Origin of the sequence: Leptospira koniambonensis (genome assembly GCF_004769555.1) — a bacterium.
Taxonomy (GTDB): Bacteria; Spirochaetota; Leptospiria; order Leptospirales; family Leptospiraceae; genus Leptospira_B; species Leptospira_B koniambonensis.
The window spans coordinates 88,783-112,477 of sequence record NZ_RQFY01000011.1 but is presented as its reverse complement, the minus strand read 5'-3'; the positions used below and the strand labels follow the sequence as shown (position 1 = coordinate 112,477).

Genomic DNA, 23,695 nt, shown 5'->3' with positions numbered 1-23,695 from the left:
TAACATCTATGGATTTGAGATTTTCAATTTATTTCAATTTTTTTTTCCAATTTGGAAGATATTTCCTGAACTAAAATCACCAAAATACAGTTCACCTGCGGAATCTTGGCCAAATGTGCTAATTAGGAAGTGTGTATCCCCTAATACCGTTAGTTTCCTCTTGGCTTCTCCTTCTGTAGAGAAACCAACTAGCTTTCCTGTGATAAAGTCCGCAAATATATACCATCCATAGTATTTGGAAAGATTTTTCCCTCTGTAGACGTATCCACCTGTAATAGAACGACCTAAATCATGATCATATTCTAAGATTGGATCGATTAACCCTGGTTTTTCGCAAGAATCCTTGGGTAAAAAGCAATGAGATCCTTCCTTTAGATTCCAACCGTAGTTTTTACCTTTTAGAACCAGATCTACTTCTTCCCAATCATCCTGGCCTACATCAGCAAGATATAGATCTCCTGTTTTTGTATCGAAGGAGAACTTCCAGGGATTTCTAAATCCATAAGCCCAAATTTCTGGTAAGAAGCCCGGTGAGTTTTTGTAAGGATTATCTTCCGGGATTTTATAAGGAGGAGCATTTGAATCCAAATTAGGTGTTATTCGGATAAGAGTTCCTAGATAAGTAGAAGTGTTTTGCCCATGTTTGAATGGATCTCCACCTGCGCCTCCATCTCCAAAACCAATATATAATTTTCCATCCGGGCCAAAACTAAGCTGACCCGCATTATGATTGGAATAAGGCTGATCCACTCTGAGTAAGATCCTTTTACGATCCTGCCAACGAATGATCTTAGAATCATCCCAGTGAAATTCTAAAATGAATGTCTGGTCTTTGCCTGCTTCTTTAGAAACCGCATTGATATAGAAGAGTTTATTTTCCGAAAACTTAGGGTGAAATGCGAGTCCCAGTAAACCTTCTTCTGATTTGGTTTCTACATTTCCTGTAAAATCAGCGATTAACTTTGATTCTTTCTTTGTAAAATTCCATAGAAGGATTTTTCCCTTCTTCTCTAATACGACCATCTCGTCGGGTAAGCTAGGATGAAATTGTATATCAGTAATTTCTTTAAATCCGGAAGCCACCTGGGTCCAACCGAAAATGTATTCTGTGCCGCTTTCTTTTTTAGGTTTTTGTTTTTTGGTTTTGGCAAGAAGAAGCCAATCTCCCATAAAAAGGAAGAGTCCCAGAAAGAGAGAGAAGGTTAAGATCCTGTTGCGAAATCGTCTCATTCTGGCAGAAAAAATACAGTTTGAAAGCTCTCAGTCAAGGATGAAAAAGCCAAAAACTAGATGCCAAAACATACCCGCAAACCAGTCTGGAGCTAAGATGAGCACGAGTACCCTTCGCCCCGAATCTTCCATAGCCTTATTAGAGGAAATGGAAAGAAAATATAAACAGATCCCGTTCGAAGCAATTTTGAAGCAGGATATTCTGAGGCAAGGGATCCATTTTCTTCCTGAATCTTTTCAGATAGAGGGAGATTATAAGACCAAGGATTATTTCATCTTCTCCTTCGACCATATTCCGCTTGCGGATATGAAAGAAGGAACTGATTCCAAGGCACCGGAAGAGATCAAGATCTCAGGTGGTTATTTTAATTTATTACCTACTATTGTCTCTACTCGTAATAACCCTGAATCACCTTACAAAGTAAAACGTATCCCTCCTGGAGAAAAAGACGAAGGAAGACCTGGTCTTTATTTAAACGAAACATTTTTAGGAAAACTGGAATATCCACCTAAGCCCGCTTGGTACAGACACAAAACCAAGTCAGGAAAAATTCCGGGAGAGATCGCACCTGTTATTGAATGGGGATATCTGATCTACTTAACTGTATTCCGTAACTGCCAATACTTTGGTAAAGACGAAGAATGTGCATACTGTGATATCAATCATAACTATAGACAACAGAAGAATGCAGGCAGACCTTATACTGGCGTTAAAGATATCGAAGATATTTTAGAAGTTCTGTCTTGGATAGATGCAGAAGACGATATCGCAAAAGTTTATACGATCACCGGCGGATCCGTAATTACTTCTCTCAAAAAGAAAAATGAAATAGATTTTTATTTAGAATACGCACAAGCAATCGAACAGAAATTCCCGGGAAGATGGATGGGTAAGATCGTTTCCCAAGCCTGGGAGAATGATGACTGCAAAAAATTCAAAGACGCAGGCATCCAAGTATATCATCCCAACTACGAAGTTTGGGAACCTGAATTATTCAAAAAAATCTGCCCAGGAAAAGAAGCTTATATCGGCAGAGATACTTGGATCAGACGGATCGTTGACTCTGCAGAAATTTTTGGACCTTCTTATGTAATCCCAAACTTTGTAGGTGGAGTAGAACTTTCTCAGCCTTGGGGATTTGCAACAGTTGCAGAAGCAATCAAGTCTACAGGAGAAGGTTTAGACTTCTTCATGTCTAAGGGGATCATGCCTAGATTTACTGCTTGGTGTCCTGAACCTTATACAACTTTAGGAACACAGGCTGGCCCTCCATTGGAATATTTCTGTGAATTACTCACTGTCTGGAAGTCTACATTCGAAAAATATAATCTTCCAGTACCTCCAGGTTATGGAGAACCGGGACCGGGAAAGGCGGTATTCTCTGTTTCCGCCTTTATGGATGTGATCGGTTATCCTGGAAGGGTTTAGTCCCCTCCACTTGTAGATCGTTGCACTCTTCTCCAGGTATTTGCCCAAGAAGCAAAAGAGTTTTGGTTCCTAGTTTGTAGATAAAGTTTTCCTTTTCCGGAAAACTTTGCTACTAGTCCCTCACCTGATAAGAAGAGCGATTTTAATCCTCCCACCTTATCTATATGATAATCTAAACTAGGTTCGAATGCTACTATATGTCCTGTGTCGACTATGTACATTCCGTCTACATCTACTTGGTGAATTGCTCCAAAGCTAGAAAAGAAAAGGTCCCCTGTTCCGGAAACTTTCAGGAAGAATAAACCTTCTCCTGCAAAAAATCCTTTGAAGCCTCCCCATTTACTGTCTATTACAAGGTCTGTTCCGCCAGCAACATAGGCTCCTCTACTTAAGATCAATTCTTCGTTTTTGAGAGTTCTATGTTCCAAGTCTCCTTGTGTGGCAGAGGTCAGAAATAATTCTCCATTTCCACCCTCGACAGTGAAAGTGTTTTGGAAGAATGATTCACCACTGAATAAAGCTCTTTTAGCGGATGCGAATATTCCACCTTGTGCCTTGGTTTCCATTTTGACTTCAGGAGACATTGCAACCATAGCCCCGGATTCAGCACGAATGGATTCTCCGGAAGTCATATTAAGTTTTAAGATAGGAAAATCAGGTTTTGCTAATATTTCAAATTTCATATACTATTCCTTTTTTGGTGGTAATTCTGATCTGAACCAAGCGCCGAGTGTAGGCACATTTCTGGATTGGAGCCAAAGTCTTCCTTTTCCTTTGAATCTGGCGACTAGACCTTCTCCACCCAAGAAGAAAGATTTCCAACCTCCGAACTTAGTGATCTCGTATTGCAGACCTTCTTCGAATGCAACTATATGGCCAGTATCTACTATAAATTCGCCTTCTACATCTAATACTTCTATCCCGCCGTAACTTGAGATAAGAACTGTGCCAGATCCAGAAAGTTTTAAGAAGAATAAAGACTCTCCACTGAAAAAACCTTTCAGACCTTGGAACTTAGTATCTATATCGATATCTGGTTTTGATGCTAGAAAGGAACTGGACTGGATAAAAATTGTACCATTCAAATCTAGTTTTTCGATATCGCCAGGAAGAGTGGGAGCAAGTAAAACTTCTCCAGGTTGTGATGCAGAGAATGTATTCATCCAGAAAGATTCTCCTCCTAAAAAAGCAGCCTTTAAGGATTTTAAAATCCCTCCTTGCTGTGCTTTGCTCGTTTGCATTTGGATATGAGAGCTCATACTCATGAGAGCCCCTGCTTCCGCCTTGATAGATTCTCCGGAACTTAAATTAACTTTCGCTACGGAATAAGATGGTTTGTATAAAACTTGGATATTCATTTTAATTCCTAATGTTTGTTAAACTGGAAGAAGTTTAGTAAGCCAACTGATAAATCCAGAAGGTACTCTGGATTGGATCCAAAGAGTTCCATTGCCTGAAAAATTTGCGACTAAACCTTCGCCACCGAGCAAAGTGGATTTCCAATTTCCTCCAGCCTTTCCTACTTTGAATTGTAGAGAATTTTCGAAGGCGACTATATGACCTGTATCTACAGTATAATTCCCCTCTACCTTGATTGGGATAATTGCTCCATAAGAACTTAAGAATACTTTTCCAGTTCCGGAAATTTCTAATAAGAACAGACCTTCTCCCCCTAATAAAGAACGAAGACCTCCAAATTTAGAAACTACTTGGATGCCTGGGTCAGAAGCAAGGTAAGATCCGGATTGGACAAAAATACTTTTTCCTCCAAGATCCAAATCAATAATATCTCCAGGAAGATCTGGAGCGAGTCCAATTTCTCCACCTGAATCAGGAGCAGTATAAGTATTGAAGAAGAATGACTCTCCTCCAAAAATTTTTCTGGAAAGAGCAGAAAGAAACCCGCTTCCCATTTTAGTTTCTACACCCATTTTAGAACTCATGTACACCATGGCTCCGGCTTCCGATTTAATCGATTGACCAGGGCCTAATCTAAGTTTCAATAAGGAGAAGGAAGGTTTATGAGAGATCTGGAATTGCATCGGGAAACTTTGGAAAATATTTTCCAAAACGTCAATCGATTCCCGGTGTCCAATATTTCTTTTCTAGACCTCTTCTTTTCCAAATAAAATCAGAATGAAACATATTTTAATCACTGGAGCGAATCGAGGAATCGGTTTAGAGCTCGCAAATTTATATTCCGAAAAAGGTTACACAGTTTACGCCGCTTGCAGGAAAAGTTCAGAACCTCTTCGCAGGTTGGGCGTTAAAATTTTCGAAGGATTGGATCTGACCCAGAGCCAAAGTTTCGAAACTCTTTCCGGCTTTTTGACCGGGATCAAACTGGATATATTCATCAATAACGCGGGTATCCTGATCCCTGATAATTTAGAAAGTGTGGACTTTACTGAACTTGAAACCCAGATCCTGGTAAATGCAATCGGTCCGCTCCGATTGAGTCGCCTACTTCTTCCTAAACTTGGCCCTAACTCCAAACTGATATTTATCACAAGCAGAATGGGGTCTATTTCAGACAATACTTCTGGCGCCTATTACGGATATAGAATGTCCAAAGCTGCTTTGAATGCCGGTGCAGTTAGCCTCGCTCGCGACCTTACCCCTAAAAAGATCTCTGTAGGCATTTTCCACCCCGGAATGGTAGCCACCGAAATGACAGGAAGGCAAGGAATTCCACCCAGAGAAGCGGCCGAAGGACTAGCCAATTTAGTGGAAAAACTAGGCCCGGAAAGGTCAGGAAGATTCTTTCATCAAAACGGGGAAGAGTTACCATGGTAATTGGATTCTGTCTCCCTAAAACAACACTGTTGTAAAAAAGAGACAGAAGTACAGAAATTTCTTTCAAATTATGTCTAGTTGTCTCTGTACCGAGCTATAATGCCCGTCTAAAATCATCTTTTTGCACTGCACCTGGCATGGATATTGCTTCTATAGTCCTAAAGGGTTAATTTGGACTTGGATTTTTCCAACGTCCAATAGAGTAAGAGCCCAAGTGCAAAGCGAATGGATTCCGGAATCGAAAGTTTCCGGGGTAGGAAATGATGAATTTCACAGAACATAGAAAAACTCTTAAAGAAACAGTTAGAATTAAGGGGATCGGATTACATTCCGGCAAAGAAGTAAATCTGATCGGGCACCCTGCTCCTGCTGGAACAGGTATAGTTTTTGAATACAGAAAGGGAGAAGATAAGGCATCCATCCCTGTAGAATTAAGCAACGTGGTAGATACGAGTAACGCTACTACACTTGGAGATGGACTTCATAGAGTCCAAACCGTAGAGCACCTGATGGCAGCGGTATTCTCCCTAGGAATTACGGATATGATCCTGGAAATCGACTCCGTAGAAGTTCCGATCATGGACGGATCTTCCCTTCCTTTCCTAGAGGCATTCGAAAGCACAGGTTATACTGAGTTCGAAGAAAGAATCGAACCTATTTATGTAAAAAACCCAATGTGGGTGGTAGACGGGGACAAATACCTTGTGATCCTTCCAAGCGAAACCTGGAAAGTAACCTACACAATCGACTTCCCTCACCCTCTTCTTAAAGGCCAGAATATCACAATCGATCTGGACCGCGACATCCTCAAAAACGAAATTTTACCAGCCAGAACCTTCGGATTCCTAAAAGACGTAGAAGCTCTACAAGCAAGAGGACTTGCAATGGGAGGTTCCTTAGATAACGCAATCGTTCTTACCCAGGACGGATACCTAAACGAATCCCTTCGATATGAGAATGAATGTGTTCGCCATAAAATTTTGGACCTGGTAGGTGATCTTTCCATCGCAGGAAGACCTATCATCGGACATTATTTGGCTTCCAAGGCGGGCCATGCACTGGACGTTTCCATGGCTAAGTTAGTCATGAGTTCAGTTACTGGAAACGAATTGGGCAAATACAAAAGCCGTCGTATTCCACTTTTCAACAGAAAAGCGGCGGCGGTCTAAATTTTTACAAAACTCCCGCCTCGAATTCAGGCGGGAACTCAGAGTTTATAAAAGACTTGTCGATTCACTAAACTACTGTATTTCTACCAGCGGATTCATTTATGAATGGCGGTGGGAAAAGAAGTACATATATGGGGATAGTCGCTTTTCCCGGCAGATTTTACGGTCGTTGCGTAAAAGTCGGAACAAAGAGAAGACATCTAGCTCACGGCGCCTATATCCATGAGAGCCAAAAACCAGAAGAGCTTAAAAAACTCTCCACAGCACTTGATTCTTCTAAAATTGAATTAAAATCAATTATCGCGAGTCTCAAAACAAGAGAACAAGATAGAGAACTAAAAGAAATTTTAGAAACCCAGGTCACTATCACGGAAGATCCTGGACTACAAGATTCATTCAGAAATCGGATCAAAGAATACAACGAAAACGCATTTTTAGCAGTACAAAATACGATCAATGAACTCACAGATAAGTTCACTCGTTTAGATAATCCATTCTTCAGAGAAAGATCAGATCATTTTCAGGATATCTCAAATCGTATCTTAGAAAACCTTTTAGATAAAAAAGAAGAAGTCTCCTTTTTAGCAGATCAATCAGAGGATGTGATCCTTGTCGCAAGACAATTAACTCCTTCTCAAATGATCCTGATGGATAAGAGTAGAATTAGAGGAATTGCAACGGATCTGGGCGGAAAAACAGGTCACATGGCTATTCTTGCCAGAAACTACGGGATCCCTACCATAGTTGGTCTAAAAGAATTTTATAGAAATATTAATGATTTTGAATATGTTTTCTTAGACGCAGATACAGGCCAAATAGTAAGAAATCCAACAATAGAAGAAGTCAAATATTATGGAGCTTCTTCTCCTTTAAGTTTTGAAACAAAGGTAATAAAACCTAAAAAAGCGGTTACAAAAGACGGAGTAAAGATCCGGCTAAAATGTAATTTAGAATCTGATACAGACTGCGATCTTGCTAAAAAAGCAGATGTAGACGGAGTCGGGCTTTTTCGTTCAGAATCATTATTTTTAAAATACCAGGACAAAAACGTATCCGGCGAAGAACAATTTTTAGCTTATAAACGTATCGCAGAAGGAATGGATCCAAATCCTGTATATATCCGGACCTTCGATATAGGAGCCGATAAATTTTCTACAGGAGAATTTGAAGAGAATCCTTTTTTAGGAAATAGAGGAATTCGGTACAGTCTTCAAAATCCTGAATGGTTCAAAGAACAATTGATCGCAATTCTAAGAGCTTCTGCCTACGGAAACTTGAGCATTATGCTTCCTATGGTAACTAACCTAGGAGAGATCAAAAAAACAAAAGAAATATTAGAAGAATGCAAAAGAGAACTTACTGCCAAGAAAGAAAAGTTCAACAGAAAGATCAAACTGGGAGTGATGGTAGAAACTCCATCTGCAGTTTCTTCCATGGATGTTCTTGCAAGAGAAGTAGACTTTTTCTCGGTCGGAACAAACGATCTATTACAATATTTAATGGCAGTGGATCGAAATAATGTGAATGTATCTTCCTTATACAATCCATTCCATATTTCCTTTTTAAGAGCTTTGGTCCAAATTGTAGAGACTGCCTGGAAATACGAAAGGCCATTAAGTATCTGCGGAGAACTTGCTTCCGATACTAATTTTACAATTTTACTTTTAGGTATGGGATTCAGAGAACTTTCTATCTCCATTCCGTTTGTAGGACCAATCCGTAAAATTTTAGGATCGGTCAGCCTAAAACAGGCAAACTTTCTTTTGAAAAAAATATTAGAACTTTCTGAAAATGAAGACTACGAAGCGATCGAGGCTTTCTTATTCAGTAAACATTTGGAGTAAGATAAAAAAGCTGCAATTTTCACGCGAAGCCGCAAGACAGCGAAGGAATTTCTACAAATAAAGATTTACTTTATACTTTCGGAATATTCTAAGCTTAAAAATAAGAATTCATCTTGGTCTATCTTCTTTTCTTGCAGGAATAAAGGTCCAAAAGATTCTTTTGGTTTTAGAAAATTCAAATAAGATTGTTTTTCAGTTCTAAGGAAAAAATTTCCTTCTAATTTTTTATCCGAATTAAAATGGGAAATTTTTTGAATAATGGAAGGAAGATTTCTATTTTCTGAATCGGTATTTGAAAATAAGATCAGATAATTTTTATCTTTCCATATACCTTGGAAAACAAATCCTTCTTGGGAGAAAAATTCTCTAAAAGGGATTTCTTCCGAAACATCTTCCAATCTGGAATATTGAAAAACTTCTTCTGTACCCAAAACCTTTGGCAAGAATGAATCAATTTTAAGACCTGGAACTTCTTCCCAGCCTGCACTTAGACAGATCCCTTTTTTAAAACTTGGGCTCAAATTTTTGATCTCTAATTCTGATTGGAACTTCTTCCAAGTAAGTTCTGCTCTGGCGAATATAAATCCTAAATTTAAGGCAGAAAATTCTCTTACTCGGGAAAAGTCCCAGACTTCTCTTTCTCTTAACGCTGAAAAATAAAGATTATCTAATGCGTAAAGGTCCGAATGACCATAAGGTTCGAAAATACTTGGTTTAGAGAGAATCGTTTTCGCCATACAGGTTAAATATCGGCGACTTGTAAAATTCCCCGGAGGGTAAAAAAAAGCCCCGGCTTGCACCGAGGCTCCTTCTTTCCTTATCTAAAGGTCGTTAGAGCCCTTTCAAAGGATTATTTGTCTGTATAGACTTTCTTAATCTTATCCGCGTATTTCTCAGCGATTACGTGGCGTTTCATCTTCAACATATTATTCAACTCTTCTCCAACCTCGAAAGGTTTGGAAACTATGAAGAATGGAGTAACTTGTTCGAAAGATTTAAATCCGTTCTTAGAGTTGTTAAGAGCTTTGATCTCTTTTCTGAACAAATCTACAACTTTCGCGTTCTCGATCAATGCTTCTTTGTTAGAAGTATCCACTCCGTTCTCTTTTGCCCATTCTTCCAATTTTTCGAAGTCAGGAACAATGATGGCTCCTAAATTCTTCTGGTCTTGCCCTATGATCATACATTGGCTGATATAAACAGACTCTTGGAGTTTGTTCTCGATTGGAACCGGCTCAACGTTTTCTCCGCCTAATAGAACCACGGTGTCTTTCGCTCTTCCGGTAAGTGTTAGGGTATGTTTGAAGTTGATCATCCCCATATCACCGGTATTCATCCATCCGTCTACAAGAGCCTTAGAAGTAGCTTCTTCATTCTTGAAGTAACCTTTCATAACTTGCGGACCGTTTACGAACACAACACCTTTGCGACCAAGTTTACCTTTGATCACTTTTCCGTTTGCATCGATCTCAGTTAAAACTTCGTTATTATCATTTCTGATCTGAAGATGAGTTTTAGGAACGATAGAACCAACAGAACCGATAATCAGTTTTTGGAAAGTTCTTACAGAAAGTACAGGAGAAGTTTCAGTCATACCGTAACCTTCCAATACATTGATCCCAATATTATTGAAAAACTCATCAACGTGACGAGGAAGAGCTCCTCCTCCGGAGATAGAAGCTTTCAATCTTCCACCAGTAGCTGTTCTGATCTTGGAAAGAACAATCTTATCAAGAGTTGCACTGTTTAAGAATACTCCAAGTCCTGCTAAAATATATAGAGGCAGGCTTAAAAAAGAGAATTCAGTTGGAGCTAATAGATAAGCAGCTATTGAAGAAGCCACTGTCAAAGTGAAAGGTCCGGTTAATACCAGTTGGATCAACATTAAGATCCCGTAAAATAAGGAAACGATCGGATTTCTTCCGGTATAATCCACTTCTTTACCTGTAAGAAAACGAACTGCTGCGTTTTTCTTATCAGAGAAGAAATAAGCCAGCTTGAATAGTCCACGTCGAAGAGCAGGAGTTTGGCTTGGATCATTAATTCTTGTATAAATACCGTTATAGATATTTTCCCAAAGACGAGGAGCAGAACCCATGAATGTAGGTTTTACAGTCGCTAAGTCTTGGCGAAGGTCCCTAACGTTAGTGTAATAAGTCGCAGCACCAATGCTGATACAAACATATTCCACAACTCTTTCGAATACGTGCCATACAGGAAGAATGGAAAGTAGTTTTGCTTCCGCACTGATCTTTAACATAGGAGTTACGTTCAGTACTTGGTGCATCATATTAGAATGTCTTAATTGAACACCTTTAGGAAGACCTGTAGTTCCCGAAGTATAGATCAAAGTGAAAAGATCCTCAGGTTTGATCGCAGCAACTCTATCTTCTACCTTGCGAGAACCGGAAGCTCTTAAACTTTTTCCTTTTTCGATCAGGTCGTACATTTTCAGAACGCCTGGAGCTTCGGATTCTTTATCCATTAGGATAACAGTTTTCACTTTTCCGAGCTGGGATTTGTTTCTGTTGAATTTCTCCAACATTTTATCGTTTTCTATGAATACCACTTCGGATTCGGAGTGACTAACGATATAAACGATCTCTGAGTCAGTGATATCTGTTCCCCTTGGAACGTCAGCCGCACCGGTCATAATAATACCGTAATCTGCAATGATCCACTCTACACGGTTATCAGCGAGTAACGCGACATGATCTCTAGATTGGATACCTAGTTCGATCAAAGCCTCGGCAAGATTTACACCTGCTTCGTATAACTCCGAATAGTTGATCGGCAAATAATTCTTTTGCGCATCTTTGTATAAGAAAGCAGGCTTATTTTTAAATTTTTCTGCAGACTCACGAAATAATTGGGCGAGATTCTCAGCCATGAATGGAAATTCTCCTGAAATGAAATGGAAAGATGGATGATGTCCGGCAACACCTACCGGGAATCTGATTCCAGATTCAAACTAAATGTTTAAAGATAAATCCTTTTTTTAAAAACCAGTCCGAGTTTGGTTTTTTATTGCACGATCGTTATGGATAAAGCTCAATTCTAAGGAGATTCGAGCCAGTTTTTTAGTCTTCCGGTCAATATTGGTAGATCTTTCTCTGAAATTCCGTATTGGGAATGAAGTTTCTTTCCGGATTTGCTAAATACGAATAATGCAGGCTGACCTTCTATCTTAAGAGGGGTTACAAGTTCCCATTTCGGGTCCAAAAGACTTGGGTATAACATTCCGAATTCGGAAGCAGCTTTTCTGATTTCTTCCAAACTTAGGTCGTCTTCTGTATTCACACCTAACACGACCGCAGGAGAATCTTTCAATTTTCCTCTCAGTTTTTCCACTACAGGAACAGCTTTTTTGCAAGGTTCACACCAGCTTGCCCAGAAATCCAAGACCACTAACTTGCCTTTGTCTTCTGAAAACTTGTGGGAATTCCCATCCCAATCCTGAAGTGTCACCTGGTATAGCAGAGGTTGTTCGTCCGATTTGCAATCGTTTAAGAATAAAATAGAAAGAAGAAGGAGGAAAACAGGCCAGGCTTTTCTAAAAACCATACTTCCAGATTACAAATAAGAATCAAAGCTACAAGTCATTTACTTCCAATTCCACCTTGCTTTAAAGAGCGGAGGTCAAAAACTTGTACAAGGTTTTCAGCCTTGGAAGAAACCAGGATCTATAATTATTTTTTCCAATTTTCAGAATTCCAATATTATTTGGAAGGAAGAAGATTCAAAGGAGAAGGTATCCATTTTGATTCAGGATCCCCACAAGATTCTGCCAAACCACCCATCCTCTCCGCATTTTTAGATCCTAAAAAAGGATTTATACTGCAATTAAGATCCAGCAAAACTATAGAAAAGATCTGCACTGACTGGACGGATAATTTTTGGGAAAGAAAAGAAGATCTATTCGTTTGGAATGTTAGTCCAACCGAACAAATTTATTTCCAAGCCTTGGATAGAAATCGAATCCATATCCATTGGAAATCATCTACTGATATTATTTTTTCAGGAACGATAGAAGTCGGGACAAAATCTTTTTTCCAAAAAATTTTAGGACTTTTTGGAAAAAACTAAATCTCTGAAAATCTTTTTCACGAGTGCCGCAGATTTTTTCCTTTCAAATCTTTTCAGATCGACCTTTGGAAATTTGAACTTCTTCTTTTGAAAACCAATGATCGCATTCTTCCATTCTTCCACTGATTCTGGAGGAATATATATGCAGGATTTTTTACCTATTTCTTTAAATACCTCTAGATCGGAAACGATACAAGGAAGAGAATAAGCAAGGGCTTCCAAAAGTGGGATCCCAAATCCTTCGTAAATAGAAGGAAACACGAATAGACTCGCCTGAGAATATAAATATTTTAACTCTTCTTCACTTACAAAATCAAACCAGTAAAGTTCACCAGATGCGGAAGATGTTTTGAATTTTTCCAAGAACTCTGGAGATTCCCAACCTTCCTTCCCAGCATGAACCCAAATTAGATCCGATCTTTCTTTTCTGAATTCTTGATAAGCCTTTAGAAGTGTTCCGAAATTTTTACGAGGTTCTAATGTAGAAACTGTTAAGAAAAATTTTTTAGGCAATTTAGAGATCCGTTTTGTAGGGGGAGTTTTGATCTTTTGGATCTCTTTAGGATCATATCCCGGATAGATTACATCTATCTTATCCTTAGGAAAGGAAGAATACTTTAAGATCTCAGAAGAAGTGAATTCAGAGTTTGCTAATATAAAATCAGCTCTTTGGATACTTCTTCTTAAGTAAAAAAGCTGCTGGAATCTTGCAATGGGCCTCATTGTTTCCGGAAAACGGTACGCCACAAAATCATGGTAAGTCAAAACTCCAGGAATACTCTTAGATAAGAATAATGGAAATACCTGTTGAGTTCCCCAAAACAAATCTATCTCATATTTTCTGAGTTGGAAAGGAAGATATAATGCAAAATAAATCCCTCCTTTTTTAGAGAATAAGCCCTCTCCAATTACAGGTTTTATATTCGGATTTTTGAATAGATCGCCATAACCCTCATGAATCGGCCTATGAGAAAAAAGATAAAATTCAAAATCAGGGTCTTTTTCGAAACCTTTGAGGACAGATTCAATCAACCTGCCAACTCCTGAAACTGGTGTGGATAGTGGCCTTGCATCCAAGGCTATTTTGTATTTTTTTCTGTTTAGATTGGACAAGCTAGGAATGGCCTTTTCTAAAATTGATTTACCAACGATCTCTAACAGAACCTTGGAGGGAAGTTTTAAACTTTTCCCAAAACTGAGTCACAAGCTCTGACTCTCCAGCAAGTAAACCTATACCTAATTTAGAAGTTAAGAATGGATAATCTTTACCAGAACGGATTTCTATATCTTTTCCTAAAGAAGCTCTGAGTATTGCAATTCCACCTGCTACGTCCCAATCATTTTTCGGCCTAAGAGAAAGTGTTAAAGGATATTTTCCAACTGCAACGAGTGCGAGTTTATAAGCAATGGAACCTTTTGGCTCTAATATGAAATCATTTCCGTAATTTAACTTTTTGAAAAGCCCTGCCTTTGTTTCAGAAATGGAGACTAAAATTTTAGGAAGTTCAGAAGAGTCTAATTTTGGAAGATAAAAAGTATTTTCCCAATCGATCTTATTTTCGATATAAGGAGATTTTAAGATTGTATAATATGCTCCCTTACCTTCTAATCCCCAAAAAAATTCTCCAGTCGCTGGGTTCATAACGATCCCAAAAACAGGCCTACCTTCTTCCAGAAGTCCAAGGCTTATTGCAAATTCTGGATTTTTAGCTACAAATTCTCTAGTGCCATCAATTGGGTCTAAGATCCAAACTCTTTCTCCTTGTAGAGAAGAATGAGAAAAATCTGAATCTTCTTCGGAATAAACTTTATCTTTTAAAATTTTGCGGATGCCGCCTGCTATGATCTCGTTCGCTTGCAGGTCAGCTTCGGTGAGAGGATCACCTTTGGATTTTTCCATCACATGGAAATTTGTTCCATAGATAGAAAAGATCCTATCTGCGGCTTCCAGAACAAGTTTAGAAACTAATTCCGCTTCTTCCGGAAATCGCATGAAAAGAGATTATTTTCCTGCTGGCTGAGCAGGTTGTTTATCTTCCTTATGAGGCTCTTCGTCCAAATTGTCTGGACGAACGTAGAAGACCTCGTTGATAGGAGTTTGCAGATAAATTTCTGGATCCATTAGATAACTGTAAAATACGATATACGTTTTATATTTTACATACACTCCAAAAGTTCCTTTTTGAGGCTCATAAGAAATAGAATCTGCCTTTAGATCCTTAGTGTATTCCTTATAATCCAAGTATTTACGATGAAGGCTGTATTTTAAAGCGGAGAGAAGATTTTTTTCCAGTAACGCTTTTTTAGCGGATTCAGAAACTTTTCGATTCTTATTAAATTCTTCTACTTTATTAAATTCTTCTACTAAACCGCTGACTTTTCCAGCAAACAATGGGGTCCCGAGGCAGATAGCCAAGGATAGTATCACGATCCGTTTCATTGTTTCTCCTATGTTCTTGTGAATAATATCGGTATTTTAAGGGGTGAACTTTCCCCCTTGTTATAATTTCTCTAAGGGGGTATAGGCAAGGAAAAAGTTCTTCTCCAGACCCCCAAACTTAATTTTTACTTTTCGGTTTTTACCAGTTCCCTGCACAGAAACTACCAGTCCGAGGCCAAATTGGGCATGTTTGACCTTATCTCCTTCTTGGATATCCGCCTCTTCTCCCAAAGGTCTGGAAGAATCTTCCCTTTCCCTTGGAGTTTCAGGGATTTTGTAAGCTCCTGAAGAAGCCGACGGAGGCCCGGAAGGCCTGCGAACTCCTTTTTGGGCGAGGATACCTTCTTCTCCGAAACATTCAGCGGGAATTTCAGGAAGGAAACTGGACGGGATCCGGTCCTCTACTTTTCCAAATTTTCGAGAGGTCCTGGAATAGCTGAGATATAATTTCACTCTGGCACGGGTCAATGCTACGTAAAAAAGCCTTCTTTCTTCTTCCTTTCCATTCGGTTCTTCCAAACTCATGGAATGGGGAAAGGTCCCTTCTTCCAAACCTGTCTGAAACACTGTAGGGAATTCCAGTCCTTTAGCGTTATGGACAGTCATAAGATGAACATAGTCAGTGAGTTGTGCAGAATCCTCTTCGGAGGTAAGAAGGCTGATCTGGTTCAGATATTCTTCTAAATTTGGAGAATCTTCACGAGATTCGTATTCTTCGATTGAATTCACGAATTCTCTCACGTTCTCTACTTTAGAGACAGCTTCCTCATCATGTGCATCTCTTTCCATATAATCGATCCAACCGGATCTTCCCACAATCTCCAAAGCGATTTTAGAAGGTAGCTCACCTTTTTCTTTTCTATCGATCAAATCTTCGAATAGATGATAAAGTTCTTTAGCTTTTCCTAAACTTGCTTTTTTTAAGGGAAGATCGGGATGTCCAATTGCTTCTAAGAATGAAATCCCTTTATCTAAGGAGAATGTCCTGATCTTCTCTATACTTGCTTCGCCAATTCCTCTAGGAGGAGTATTCACAATTCTTAATAAAGAATTGGAATCCATAGGATTTGCTACCACGTTTAGATAAGCGATCATGTCCTTGATCTCTGCTCTATCAAAGAATCGGAATCCGCCAAAAATTTTATACGGAATACCGGAAGATCTAAGTCCTTCTTCAAAGTATCTGGACTGAGCATTTGTCCGGTAGAAGATCGCAAAATCCTTGTAGTCCGCACCTCTTGCAGATCCTGCTCTGATTTTTTTGACTATATCGTAAGCTTCTTCCGTTTCATTCTCGAATTGGGAAACAGAGATAGGTTCTCCCAATTCATTATTTGTAAATAATTCTTTCTCTTTTCTTCCGCTATTATTTGCGATCACCTTGGAAGCTGCACGAATAATCCTGGAAGTTGAGCGATAGTTTTCCTCAAGCTTTACTACATAAGCATTCGGAAAATCACTTTCGAAATTTAGAATATTCGAAATATCTGCTCCTCTCCAAGAATAGATGGACTGGTCGTCGTCTCCGACCACACAAAGATTCCCTCTGTCTCCAGAAAGTAGACGCACCAATGTGTATTGTGCCTTGTTTGTATCCTGATACTCATCCACCATGATATAATTCCATCTATCTTGGTAGGATTGTAGAACAGAGGGGTTATTTCTGAATAATTCCACAGTCTTTTGGATCAGGTCCCCGAAATCTAAAGCTTGGTTTTTCTTTTTACGTTTTTCGTATTCTTCATAGATGTTTGATATCATCTGCGATCTATGGGAAAAATTCTCTTTTCGGATATAAGAATCTGAATCAGAAAGTCCATCCTTCCAAGAAGAAAATATCCCGGTCAAAGAAGAAGGTTTGTATTGTTTAGGATCTTCATGCAGATCTTTGATCACTTGTTTAATTAAAGATTCCTGTAATACAGAATCATAAACAGTAAATCCGGAAGGCATCCCCAAATAAGAAGTTTCCCTTCTTAAAATATACAAACATAAAGAGTGAAATGTTTTGATCTGCACATTCCAAGGAATGGAAGGTACAAGTTTAGCCACTCTTTCTAACATTTCTGCAGCGGCCTTATTAGTAAAAGTAAGAGCGCAAATAGAATCTGTTCTTTTATTCAGGATCAGGTTTGCGATCCTATGAGTGATTACTCTGGTTTTTCCGGAACCTGCACCTGCTAATATTAAAACAGGACCTTCCAGTCTTTCGACTGCGGCTTTCTGAGGATCATTCAGGCCTTGTACTAGATCAACTGACAAAGCAAAAACTCCTTAGAATCGGTAATCACCGATACCGAATACGAACTGGAATGCATTATCCGATTCATATCTTTCGAAAGGTGCCCAGAAATTTCCGGTAGGTTTTAATTTTTGAGCGAAGTAAATACGTAAAGGAAGAACTGGGATCTGTACCCTTAAACCCACACCCCAAGAATATCTCATTCTATCCATTGCAACGTTATCTGACGATAAGATCAATCTTCCTGGGTTATTCAATTCATCGTAGGTTACGTCAGCCTTACGTCCATTCTGCAAATTGAAATTGTTTTGGATGTACCAACCGATCGGGTTTGCAGCAATCTGATCTTCCTTATTCTTATCGTAAGATTCGAAATAATCTTTTTTAGTTCCTGTCGCGCGATTCACCTGTTCGTAAAGTGCTCCACCATCCAAGAACACCACAAGCCAGAGTAAGCTTGGTTCTATAGGAATACGGATCTCTGTATCAAAAAGTAGACGATGTTGGGCGCCATCTCTCCACTCTACAGGATACTTTTGGTCGTTATAATACCAACCTCTCAAGGATTCGTAACCACCAATGATGAGTAAATCCTGAGGACGGATATAAGGATCCTGGACAGGATCTTGGTTATGAGATCCTCCTGCAGGAGACCTTTGGAAAATAAAAGTATCAGAAGTCCTGAACTCTTGGACCACTCTCCATCTACGAAGAGCATTGTTCCGGATCAAACCACCGAAAGTAAAATCAAACCATGTATGATAATATTCCGCTAAGATCCTATATTGGTCGAAGTGAGAAGACCCGCCCAAATATTGTCCTACGTTATCTACTTGGAAGAGAAGATCGTAACCACGAGTAGGAGCAAATACGTTATCTCGGATATCATAAGCAAGACCATTCGTTACCTGTGAACGGAACTGCCATCCTCTTCTTACGTTAGCCAAAACCGCATCTGACACAAGTGCAGTCGGGTTAGAATATGAATAAAATGCAGGAGTATATCTATGAAAGTGGGTCCAGTTTGTTCCAAGCCTGTGAGCCACTCCCATGGTGACCCCCAAACCATTATTATCATAGGTTGCATTCTCTACAGTTGGAGAAGTTGTACTATCCGAAATAGAGATCGTAGAAGTAGAACCTAAGAATATGGTTCGAGAAAAATAGAACAAGGAAAGTGATAGAGACCAAGGAGTATCATACATCCAAGGCTCAGTCCAAGAGATCTGGAATGATCTTCGATAAGGTCCAAACTCCAAACGACCAGAAACTTTTTGTCCAGTTCCGTTTAGGTTATTCTCCCCAATTTCCGTAAAGATAGTAAATCCAGTGATAGTTCCGTAACCACCACCCATGGAAACTGTTCCGGTAGGTTGTTCCAATACTTCGATGACCAGGTTCATCTTAGTATCATCTGATCCGGGTCTCATATTAAAGTTTACTTCTTTGAAGTAACCAAGGTTGAAGATCCTTTCCCTGGAACGGTTTACTAAACTTGAATCGAATAAATCCCCAGGTTTGAAAAGTAACTCCCTACGAATTACTTTGTCCTGAGTTTTTTTATTCCCTTTGATGATTACGTTTTCGATCTGAGCCAAGTTGTTCTCGCGAACAGTAAAGTCTACGTGAACAAATTTACGTCCCCTTAGCTCTGGGTTATCTCTGTAAATTTCCCTTAATTTACGAATATTTAATTGTTTATATTCTTCTTCGCAGGACTTTTTTTCCACCTCAGTTCTTCTGGAGGCGCAATTTTCATAATATTCTAAACTTTCTGAATCTAAAGAAACGATCTTTCTTCTTGGAATTACCTGAGCAAAAATATGGCCTTTGGATCCATAGAGTTCGTTTACAGTAGCTCTATCTCTGGAGAATACAGTCTCGTCGAAAATTTCGCCCGCGTCTTTGGAACTATAATCCAGGGATTTTTCGATCTCTGGGACCGTGAATAAAGGTTTTAGTTTATCTTTCGGAGTTTCAGGCGGGTTATTCTCTTTGTTCAAGAAGATGGGTCTGCCGTCACCGTCAGTAGTCATATCATGAGCAACGGTATATCCGTTAAAATAATACACCTGCCCTTCGTAGAGTTTGATATTGACTATGATTACCCTTCTATTTTTCTTTTCGGGGTTTTCCCAATGGATCTCCCAGTTTGTACCTTCTCGGATCAATTCTGAATCCAAGTATCCTTTACTTCTCAAATAAGCTTGGATAACTTCTTTATCTTTTTCGAAGGAACTTTCTTTGAAGTTACCACCTTCGAATAAACCTTCTTCTTTTAACTCCATAAGACCTAAGATCTCAGAAGTTTCGATGGTTTCGTTGCCGTAAATATTGATCTTTGCGACTGGGATTTCTTCTCCCTCGTCGATGATGAAGCGGACTTTTACTAAGTTAGTTTTTGGATCAGGTTTTCCAAGCTCTACTTTTACATAAGCAAGGAAGAATCCTTCGTCTTTATATTTTTGTAATATAATATCTCTGGACTTGGTAACTTTTTGAGGAGTGATTACCTCATTGTCCTTTAAAGGCATTTTGTCTCGGAGATCAGCAGGAAAAACCTCGTCTGCCCCAATAAATTCTATGTCCTTGACTCTCGGTCTTTCTCTGAGTTCGAAAATGACCCGAACACCACCCTCCATTTCTTCCGCTTTAATATCTATAAAGTAGAAGAATCCAGAAGCAAATAATGCCTTTAAGTCTCGGTCAATGATCCCTTTGGTAAGAAGTTTACCTGTTCGGAGTTCCAAAAGACCACTGATATCCGAGTCGGATGTGTTCTTGTTTCCGTTAAATTTTATTTCTTTTACGATCTTTCCGAAATAATCGCTTTTCTTGGAGAAAAGTTGAGAGATCTCGCCGGAGTAAAAAAAGAATCCGCTTACAAAAATAACGGCAAAGGATTTATATATAGATACTTTTCGTTTCAAGAGTCTTTTGAAATCGCCTTAAGGCTTTATTTAAAATCGAGAAGGTTCTTCCCTTCTCGAAATAAGTCTTTAGATCCACCTGAGCGGATCACTGACCTCCCGGTTGACGAACCATCGCAAGATTAAATCTTGTTACTCCGGCTTCGTTCACTTTATCGATTACCTTAACGATGGTTTGATAATTTGCTCCACCATCCCCTCTGATAATCACCCGATTTTTACTCTGTTCTTTTTTATCTTTGTCGTCGCCTTGGTTTTGGCCATTGAACAATTTTATTTTTTCAGTCAGTTTTTCCAAAGGAACAGGTTCAGTGTCTTTATCTAGGAAAATTTTTCCGTCTTTATTGACAGTGATAACCAATTCGTCCTTTTTCTTTTCCTGAGCGGTACTAGAAGATCTAGGGAGTTCTATTTTTACGACAGTGGATTTTTCCAAAGTCGCATTCATCAAAAAATAAATTACGATGAAGCAGATAACGTCGATCATAGGCGCAAGTTCAATTTGACCTGCCCTAAAACTTCCGCTTTCTCCCCGACTCCACTTTCTAAATTTCATCTTATTTTAAAAACCTAAGAGCCTGCTCAGAAAGACTTTCCATCTCGGAAATCGCATCTTCCTTTTTCTTTTGGAAGAAGTTATGGAAAATATATGCAGGGATCGCAACCGCAAGCCCCATAGCTGTAGTGATCAATGCCTCACTGATCCCTACTTCTGCTCCTCTTGTTCCGGAACCTTCTGCGAAGGAACGAATGATCCCGAGAACAGTTCCCAATACTCCCAAAAGTGGAGAGATGGTAGCGATTGTTGCTAACGGAGAAAGGAATTTTTCCATTCTTTGGATCTGGTTTAATCCTTGGGTTATAATCTCATCATCTACAGAAGATGCATTTTTCTTAAACTGGGTAATACCAGCTTGTAAAACCTGAGAGACCGGGCCTTGGCTCAGGCTTCTCATCAAGTCGGAAGCAGAGTCATAGTTTTTATCTCTGAGTAGATCTTTTACCCTTCTCCAATCGTCCGGAGTAATGGATTTCCAACGAGAGAAGAAGATCAGCCTTTCGATGATGATTGTAAATCCTACTATAGAAACTAGAAGGATCAGAATAGGTACGGTTTCCGGTGGAATAATGGAAACCAAAGAATCTGTTTTTGCAAGAATCATATCGGCTTGAGGTTCTCCAAGGAGTAGGGTTTCCAACTCGGCTGTCCCTGCCAAACGATTTTTAAAAGGAAGTTTTCCTTTTTACCGAAAGCAGATTCTGCCCCGGTAAAAAGCGAAATTGAGAAGACGAATTATACCGCCTTCTTTTTGAGCAATTCCTTTGCGTGATGTAGAGCGCCTTTGGAGATATTTTGACCCGCGATCATTCTCGCAAGTTCCATGGTTCTCTCCTCCATTCCTAAGAATTCCGTTTCAGAGACGGTTCTTCCCTCTTGGAGTCGTTTACTTACTAGAAGATGATGATCTGCAGCAGCTGCAATCTGCTGTAAATGTGTAACCAATATGATTTGGTGAGTTTTAGAAAGGGTTCTGAGTTTTTTTGCTACGTCAGAAGCAATCTCTCCACCCAGACCAGAGTCAATCTCATCAAAAACTAAAACTTTTCCATCAAAATTGGAACCAAGCACACTTTTGATGGCCAACATTACTCTGGAAATCTCTCCACCAGAAGCAATTTTACGAAGAGGTCTTGGTTTTTCTCCAGGGTTTGGGCTGAAATAGAATTCCGCCTGATCCAATCCGAATTCGTTTACCAAATAAGATTTTCCTTGGGCTTCTACTTCTCCCTCTGGGCTTGTTTCCCAACGAAGTACTACCTGTAGTCCGGCACCCTTCATTCCCAGAACTTCTAATTCTGATTTGAGTTTGGATTCGAATTTGTTTAATACTTCACGTCTAGATTTGGAAAGCTGCAAACAAGCTTGGGTCAATTTATCTGCTGCCCTTTTCTTTTCTTTTTCCAGAGAAGTTTTAGAATCTAAGTTCTGTTCTAAGGCAGAAAGTTCATCTTCTGCTTTTTTCTTTGTTTCTAAAATTTCAGAAATTGAATTTCCGTATTTCTTCTTAAGCTTTTGGATCAGGTCTAGCCTAGATTGAACATGAGATAACCTTTCGGGAGAGAAAAATACCTCTTCCTTTTGGTCTTGGGCAGTGGTATTTATCTCACGAATCGTAACATATGCTTCCTTAAGTGCGGAATCCATTTCGTTTAATGATTCGTTCAAAACTTTAATCTTATCGGACGCAGCAAGCACCTTAGGAAAAATACCTAAAACAGAAGATTCACTTTCATGTAAGTAACTAGTGATTATATCCAGGTTCTCTGCGAGTTTTTCTCCGTGAACGAGTAGGTTCTCTTCTTTACTGAGTTCCTCCTCTTCTCCCAATTTAAAATTAGCAGTATGGATCTCTTCTATCTGGTATTGAAGTATCTCTTTTTTACGGTTTCTGTCTGCATGAGATAATTCTAATTCCTCTAGTCTCTTCTTGAGACTTTTATAGGTTAAAAATCCTTCTTTCACTTCTCCTCGGAGTGTATGCAAACCTGCAAAACCATCCAAGATGTCCAATTGCTGAGCTTTATCCAAAAGTAGAATTTGATCATTTTGGTTATGTACTTCGGATAGGATCTCTCCTAAACCGCGAAGCACCTGAGCAGAAGAAAGTGAATGGTTGATTTGAATTTTCGTTTTTCCGTCTCGAGTGAATTCTTTTCTGATCACTATAGCTGAACCGCTTAGAGGAAATCCATGTTCCCTCATCCAAGTTATGGCGCCTGGATTTTGGGAAATATCGAATTCAGCTTCAAGACAATACTTGTCCGAGCCTGTTCGGATATCCATAGTACTACTCTTTCCCCCGAGTAAGGAAGAAAGAGCATCTAGTAAGAGAGATTTTCCAGAACCGGTCTCTCCCGTAATCGCAGTCAAGCCCGCTCTTAAGTCGATTTGGGCTGATTCAATCAATGCAAAATCTCGAATACTAATTGTCTGAAGCATGGTTTTTCCTCTTAGCTACAGCATACTATTCGTATGATTATATACTTTTGTAAACTATTTTTTTGTATAGTATTTTAAAAAAGTGAAAATCGGAAAAAGAAGTTATTAAAAGATTTGGGGGCGACTCGCTCGCTCTCGCTCGGACCGCGCTGCTACGGGCTACGCGTCGCTCCGGTCGCTTCCAGCGACTTCCCCTGCGCATCGCTGTCGCAGTATTAATATTATGTAAAGCAGTAAGACAAATAGTGTAATATCCTTACGCACACTGTTAGGCTTGGAGCCTGCAAGAATACATAGGCAAGGTTGGAGCAGGTATTATACTTTAATCCAGAATACTATCCTCCGTGAACTCCATGTGAACCTAAAAACTCAAAATTATCGCACAGAGTTCACTGAACACACAGAGATAACAATCTATATCTTCGCGTCTTTGCGCCTCTGCGTGAGACACAAAAATTATAAAGTCTCGCACAAATTTCACGGAAGCACAAAGAGACATTGATTTACCATCCGCGAAAGATCGAGTCG

The 23,695-nt window shown here is 39.3% G+C and carries 20 protein-coding genes; 5 read left to right on the top strand and 15 right to left on the bottom strand.

Annotated elements, in window-relative coordinates; genetic code table 11:
- Window positions 1–33: 33 nt before the first annotated feature.
- Window positions 34–1,230 carry a PQQ-dependent sugar dehydrogenase gene (locus tag EHQ52_RS17665; RefSeq protein WP_135616504.1) on the bottom strand — a complete coding sequence of 399 codons (1,197 nt, stop codon included), beginning with the start codon at window positions 1,228–1,230 and terminating at the stop codon, window positions 34–36.
- Between the two features lie 97 nt (window positions 1,231–1,327).
- On the opposite strand from EHQ52_RS17665, the gene EHQ52_RS17660 reads away from it, so the two are divergent.
- Window positions 1,328–2,659: a radical SAM protein gene (locus tag EHQ52_RS17660; RefSeq protein WP_135616502.1), complete on the top strand. Its 1,332-nt coding sequence runs from the start codon at window positions 1,328–1,330 to the stop codon at window positions 2,657–2,659.
- Here the strand turns inward: EHQ52_RS17660 and EHQ52_RS17655 are convergent.
- From EHQ52_RS17655 to EHQ52_RS17645, 3 genes are read right to left on the bottom strand one after another with little or no spacing between them, the layout of a single operon-like run.
- On the bottom strand, window positions 2,656–3,342 hold the full coding sequence (locus tag EHQ52_RS17655; RefSeq protein ID WP_135616500.1) for a TIGR00266 family protein: 687 nt from the start codon (window positions 3,340–3,342) through the stop codon (window positions 2,656–2,658). The genes EHQ52_RS17660 and EHQ52_RS17655 overlap by 4 nt on opposite strands.
- Before the next feature lie 3 nt (window positions 3,343–3,345).
- Complete coding sequence (locus EHQ52_RS17650; RefSeq protein ID WP_135616498.1) at window positions 3,346–4,017, bottom strand: TIGR00266 family protein; 672 nt, start codon at window positions 4,015–4,017, stop codon at window positions 3,346–3,348.
- An 18-nt stretch (window positions 4,018–4,035) separates the two neighbouring features.
- The gene (locus EHQ52_RS17645) at window positions 4,036–4,701 is read right to left on the bottom strand and encodes a TIGR00266 family protein (RefSeq protein ID WP_135616599.1); all 666 of its coding nucleotides are present in this window, start codon (window positions 4,699–4,701) and stop codon (window positions 4,036–4,038) included.
- Window positions 4,702–4,789: 88 nt separating this feature from the next.
- Here EHQ52_RS17645 and EHQ52_RS17640 point away from each other — a divergent pair, with 88 nt between their 5' ends.
- The 3 genes from EHQ52_RS17640 (at window position 4,790) to ptsP (ending at window position 8,468) form a co-directional block, all read left to right on the top strand.
- Window positions 4,790–5,455 carry an SDR family oxidoreductase gene (locus EHQ52_RS17640; protein ID WP_208653533.1) on the top strand — a complete coding sequence of 222 codons (666 nt, stop codon included), beginning with the start codon at window positions 4,790–4,792 and terminating at the stop codon, window positions 5,453–5,455.
- Between the two features lie 263 nt (window positions 5,456–5,718).
- Window positions 5,719–6,624 (top strand): UDP-3-O-acyl-N-acetylglucosamine deacetylase, encoded by a 906-nt coding sequence (gene lpxC, locus EHQ52_RS17635; protein WP_135616597.1) that lies wholly within the window; start codon window positions 5,719–5,721, stop codon window positions 6,622–6,624.
- 101 nt (window positions 6,625–6,725) lie between these two features.
- Window positions 6,726–8,468 carry a phosphoenolpyruvate--protein phosphotransferase gene (ptsP, locus tag EHQ52_RS17630; protein WP_135616494.1) on the top strand — a complete coding sequence of 581 codons (1,743 nt, stop codon included), beginning with the start codon at window positions 6,726–6,728 and terminating at the stop codon, window positions 8,466–8,468.
- A 65-nt stretch (window positions 8,469–8,533) separates the two neighbouring features.
- Here the strand turns inward: ptsP and EHQ52_RS17625 are convergent, their stop codons facing one another.
- From EHQ52_RS17625 to EHQ52_RS17615, 3 genes are all read right to left on the bottom strand, one after another.
- Window positions 8,534–9,205 (bottom strand): LIC11631 family protein, encoded by a 672-nt coding sequence (locus EHQ52_RS17625; RefSeq protein ID WP_135616492.1) that lies wholly within the window; start codon window positions 9,203–9,205, stop codon window positions 8,534–8,536.
- Between the two features lie 113 nt (window positions 9,206–9,318).
- Complete coding sequence (locus tag EHQ52_RS17620; protein ID WP_135616490.1) at window positions 9,319–11,358, bottom strand: AMP-dependent synthetase/ligase; 2,040 nt, start codon at window positions 11,356–11,358, stop codon at window positions 9,319–9,321.
- A gap of 167 nt (window positions 11,359–11,525) precedes the next feature.
- A complete protein-coding gene (locus EHQ52_RS17615; RefSeq protein WP_135616488.1) occupies window positions 11,526–12,032 on the bottom strand; it encodes a TlpA family protein disulfide reductase in 507 nt (168 codons plus the stop codon).
- A 102-nt stretch (window positions 12,033–12,134) separates the two neighbouring features.
- On the opposite strand from EHQ52_RS17615, the gene EHQ52_RS17610 reads away from it, so the two are divergent.
- On the top strand, window positions 12,135–12,554 hold the full coding sequence (locus EHQ52_RS17610; RefSeq protein ID WP_135616486.1) for a hypothetical protein: 420 nt from the start codon (window positions 12,135–12,137) through the stop codon (window positions 12,552–12,554).
- Here EHQ52_RS17610 and EHQ52_RS17605 read toward each other — a convergent pair.
- The 8 genes from EHQ52_RS17605 to recN form a co-directional block, all read right to left on the bottom strand.
- Entirely contained in the window at window positions 12,531–13,667 is a 1,137-nt protein-coding gene (locus tag EHQ52_RS17605) for a glycosyltransferase family 4 protein (RefSeq protein WP_135616484.1), read from the bottom strand. The genes EHQ52_RS17610 and EHQ52_RS17605 overlap by 24 nt on opposite strands.
- Before the next feature lie 28 nt (window positions 13,668–13,695).
- The gene (locus EHQ52_RS17600) at window positions 13,696–14,547 is read right to left on the bottom strand and encodes a 3'(2'),5'-bisphosphate nucleotidase CysQ (RefSeq protein ID WP_135616483.1); all 852 of its coding nucleotides are present in this window, start codon (window positions 14,545–14,547) and stop codon (window positions 13,696–13,698) included.
- A gap of 9 nt (window positions 14,548–14,556) precedes the next feature.
- The gene (locus EHQ52_RS17595) at window positions 14,557–14,994 is read right to left on the bottom strand and encodes an LIC11625 family surface-exposed protein (RefSeq protein ID WP_135616481.1); all 438 of its coding nucleotides are present in this window, start codon (window positions 14,992–14,994) and stop codon (window positions 14,557–14,559) included.
- Between the two features lie 60 nt (window positions 14,995–15,054).
- On the bottom strand, window positions 15,055–17,256 hold the full coding sequence (locus tag EHQ52_RS17590; protein ID WP_135616479.1) for an ATP-dependent helicase: 2,202 nt from the start codon (window positions 17,254–17,256) through the stop codon (window positions 15,055–15,057).
- Window positions 17,257–17,268: 12 nt separating this feature from the next.
- Window positions 17,269–20,166 carry a BamA/OMP85 family outer membrane protein gene (locus EHQ52_RS17585; protein WP_135616477.1) on the bottom strand — a complete coding sequence of 966 codons (2,898 nt, stop codon included), beginning with the start codon at window positions 20,164–20,166 and terminating at the stop codon, window positions 17,269–17,271.
- Window positions 20,167–20,254: 88 nt separating this feature from the next.
- Window positions 20,255–20,722: an ExbD/TolR family protein gene (locus EHQ52_RS17580; RefSeq protein ID WP_135616475.1), complete on the bottom strand. Its 468-nt coding sequence runs from the start codon at window positions 20,720–20,722 to the stop codon at window positions 20,255–20,257.
- Between the two features lies 1 nt (window position 20,723).
- On the bottom strand, window positions 20,724–21,329 hold the full coding sequence (locus EHQ52_RS17575; protein ID WP_135616473.1) for a MotA/TolQ/ExbB proton channel family protein: 606 nt from the start codon (window positions 21,327–21,329) through the stop codon (window positions 20,724–20,726).
- A gap of 131 nt (window positions 21,330–21,460) precedes the next feature.
- Complete coding sequence (recN, locus tag EHQ52_RS17570) at window positions 21,461–23,167, bottom strand: DNA repair protein RecN (RefSeq protein WP_135616471.1); 1,707 nt, start codon at window positions 23,165–23,167, stop codon at window positions 21,461–21,463.
- Window positions 23,168–23,695: the final 528 nt, after the last annotated feature.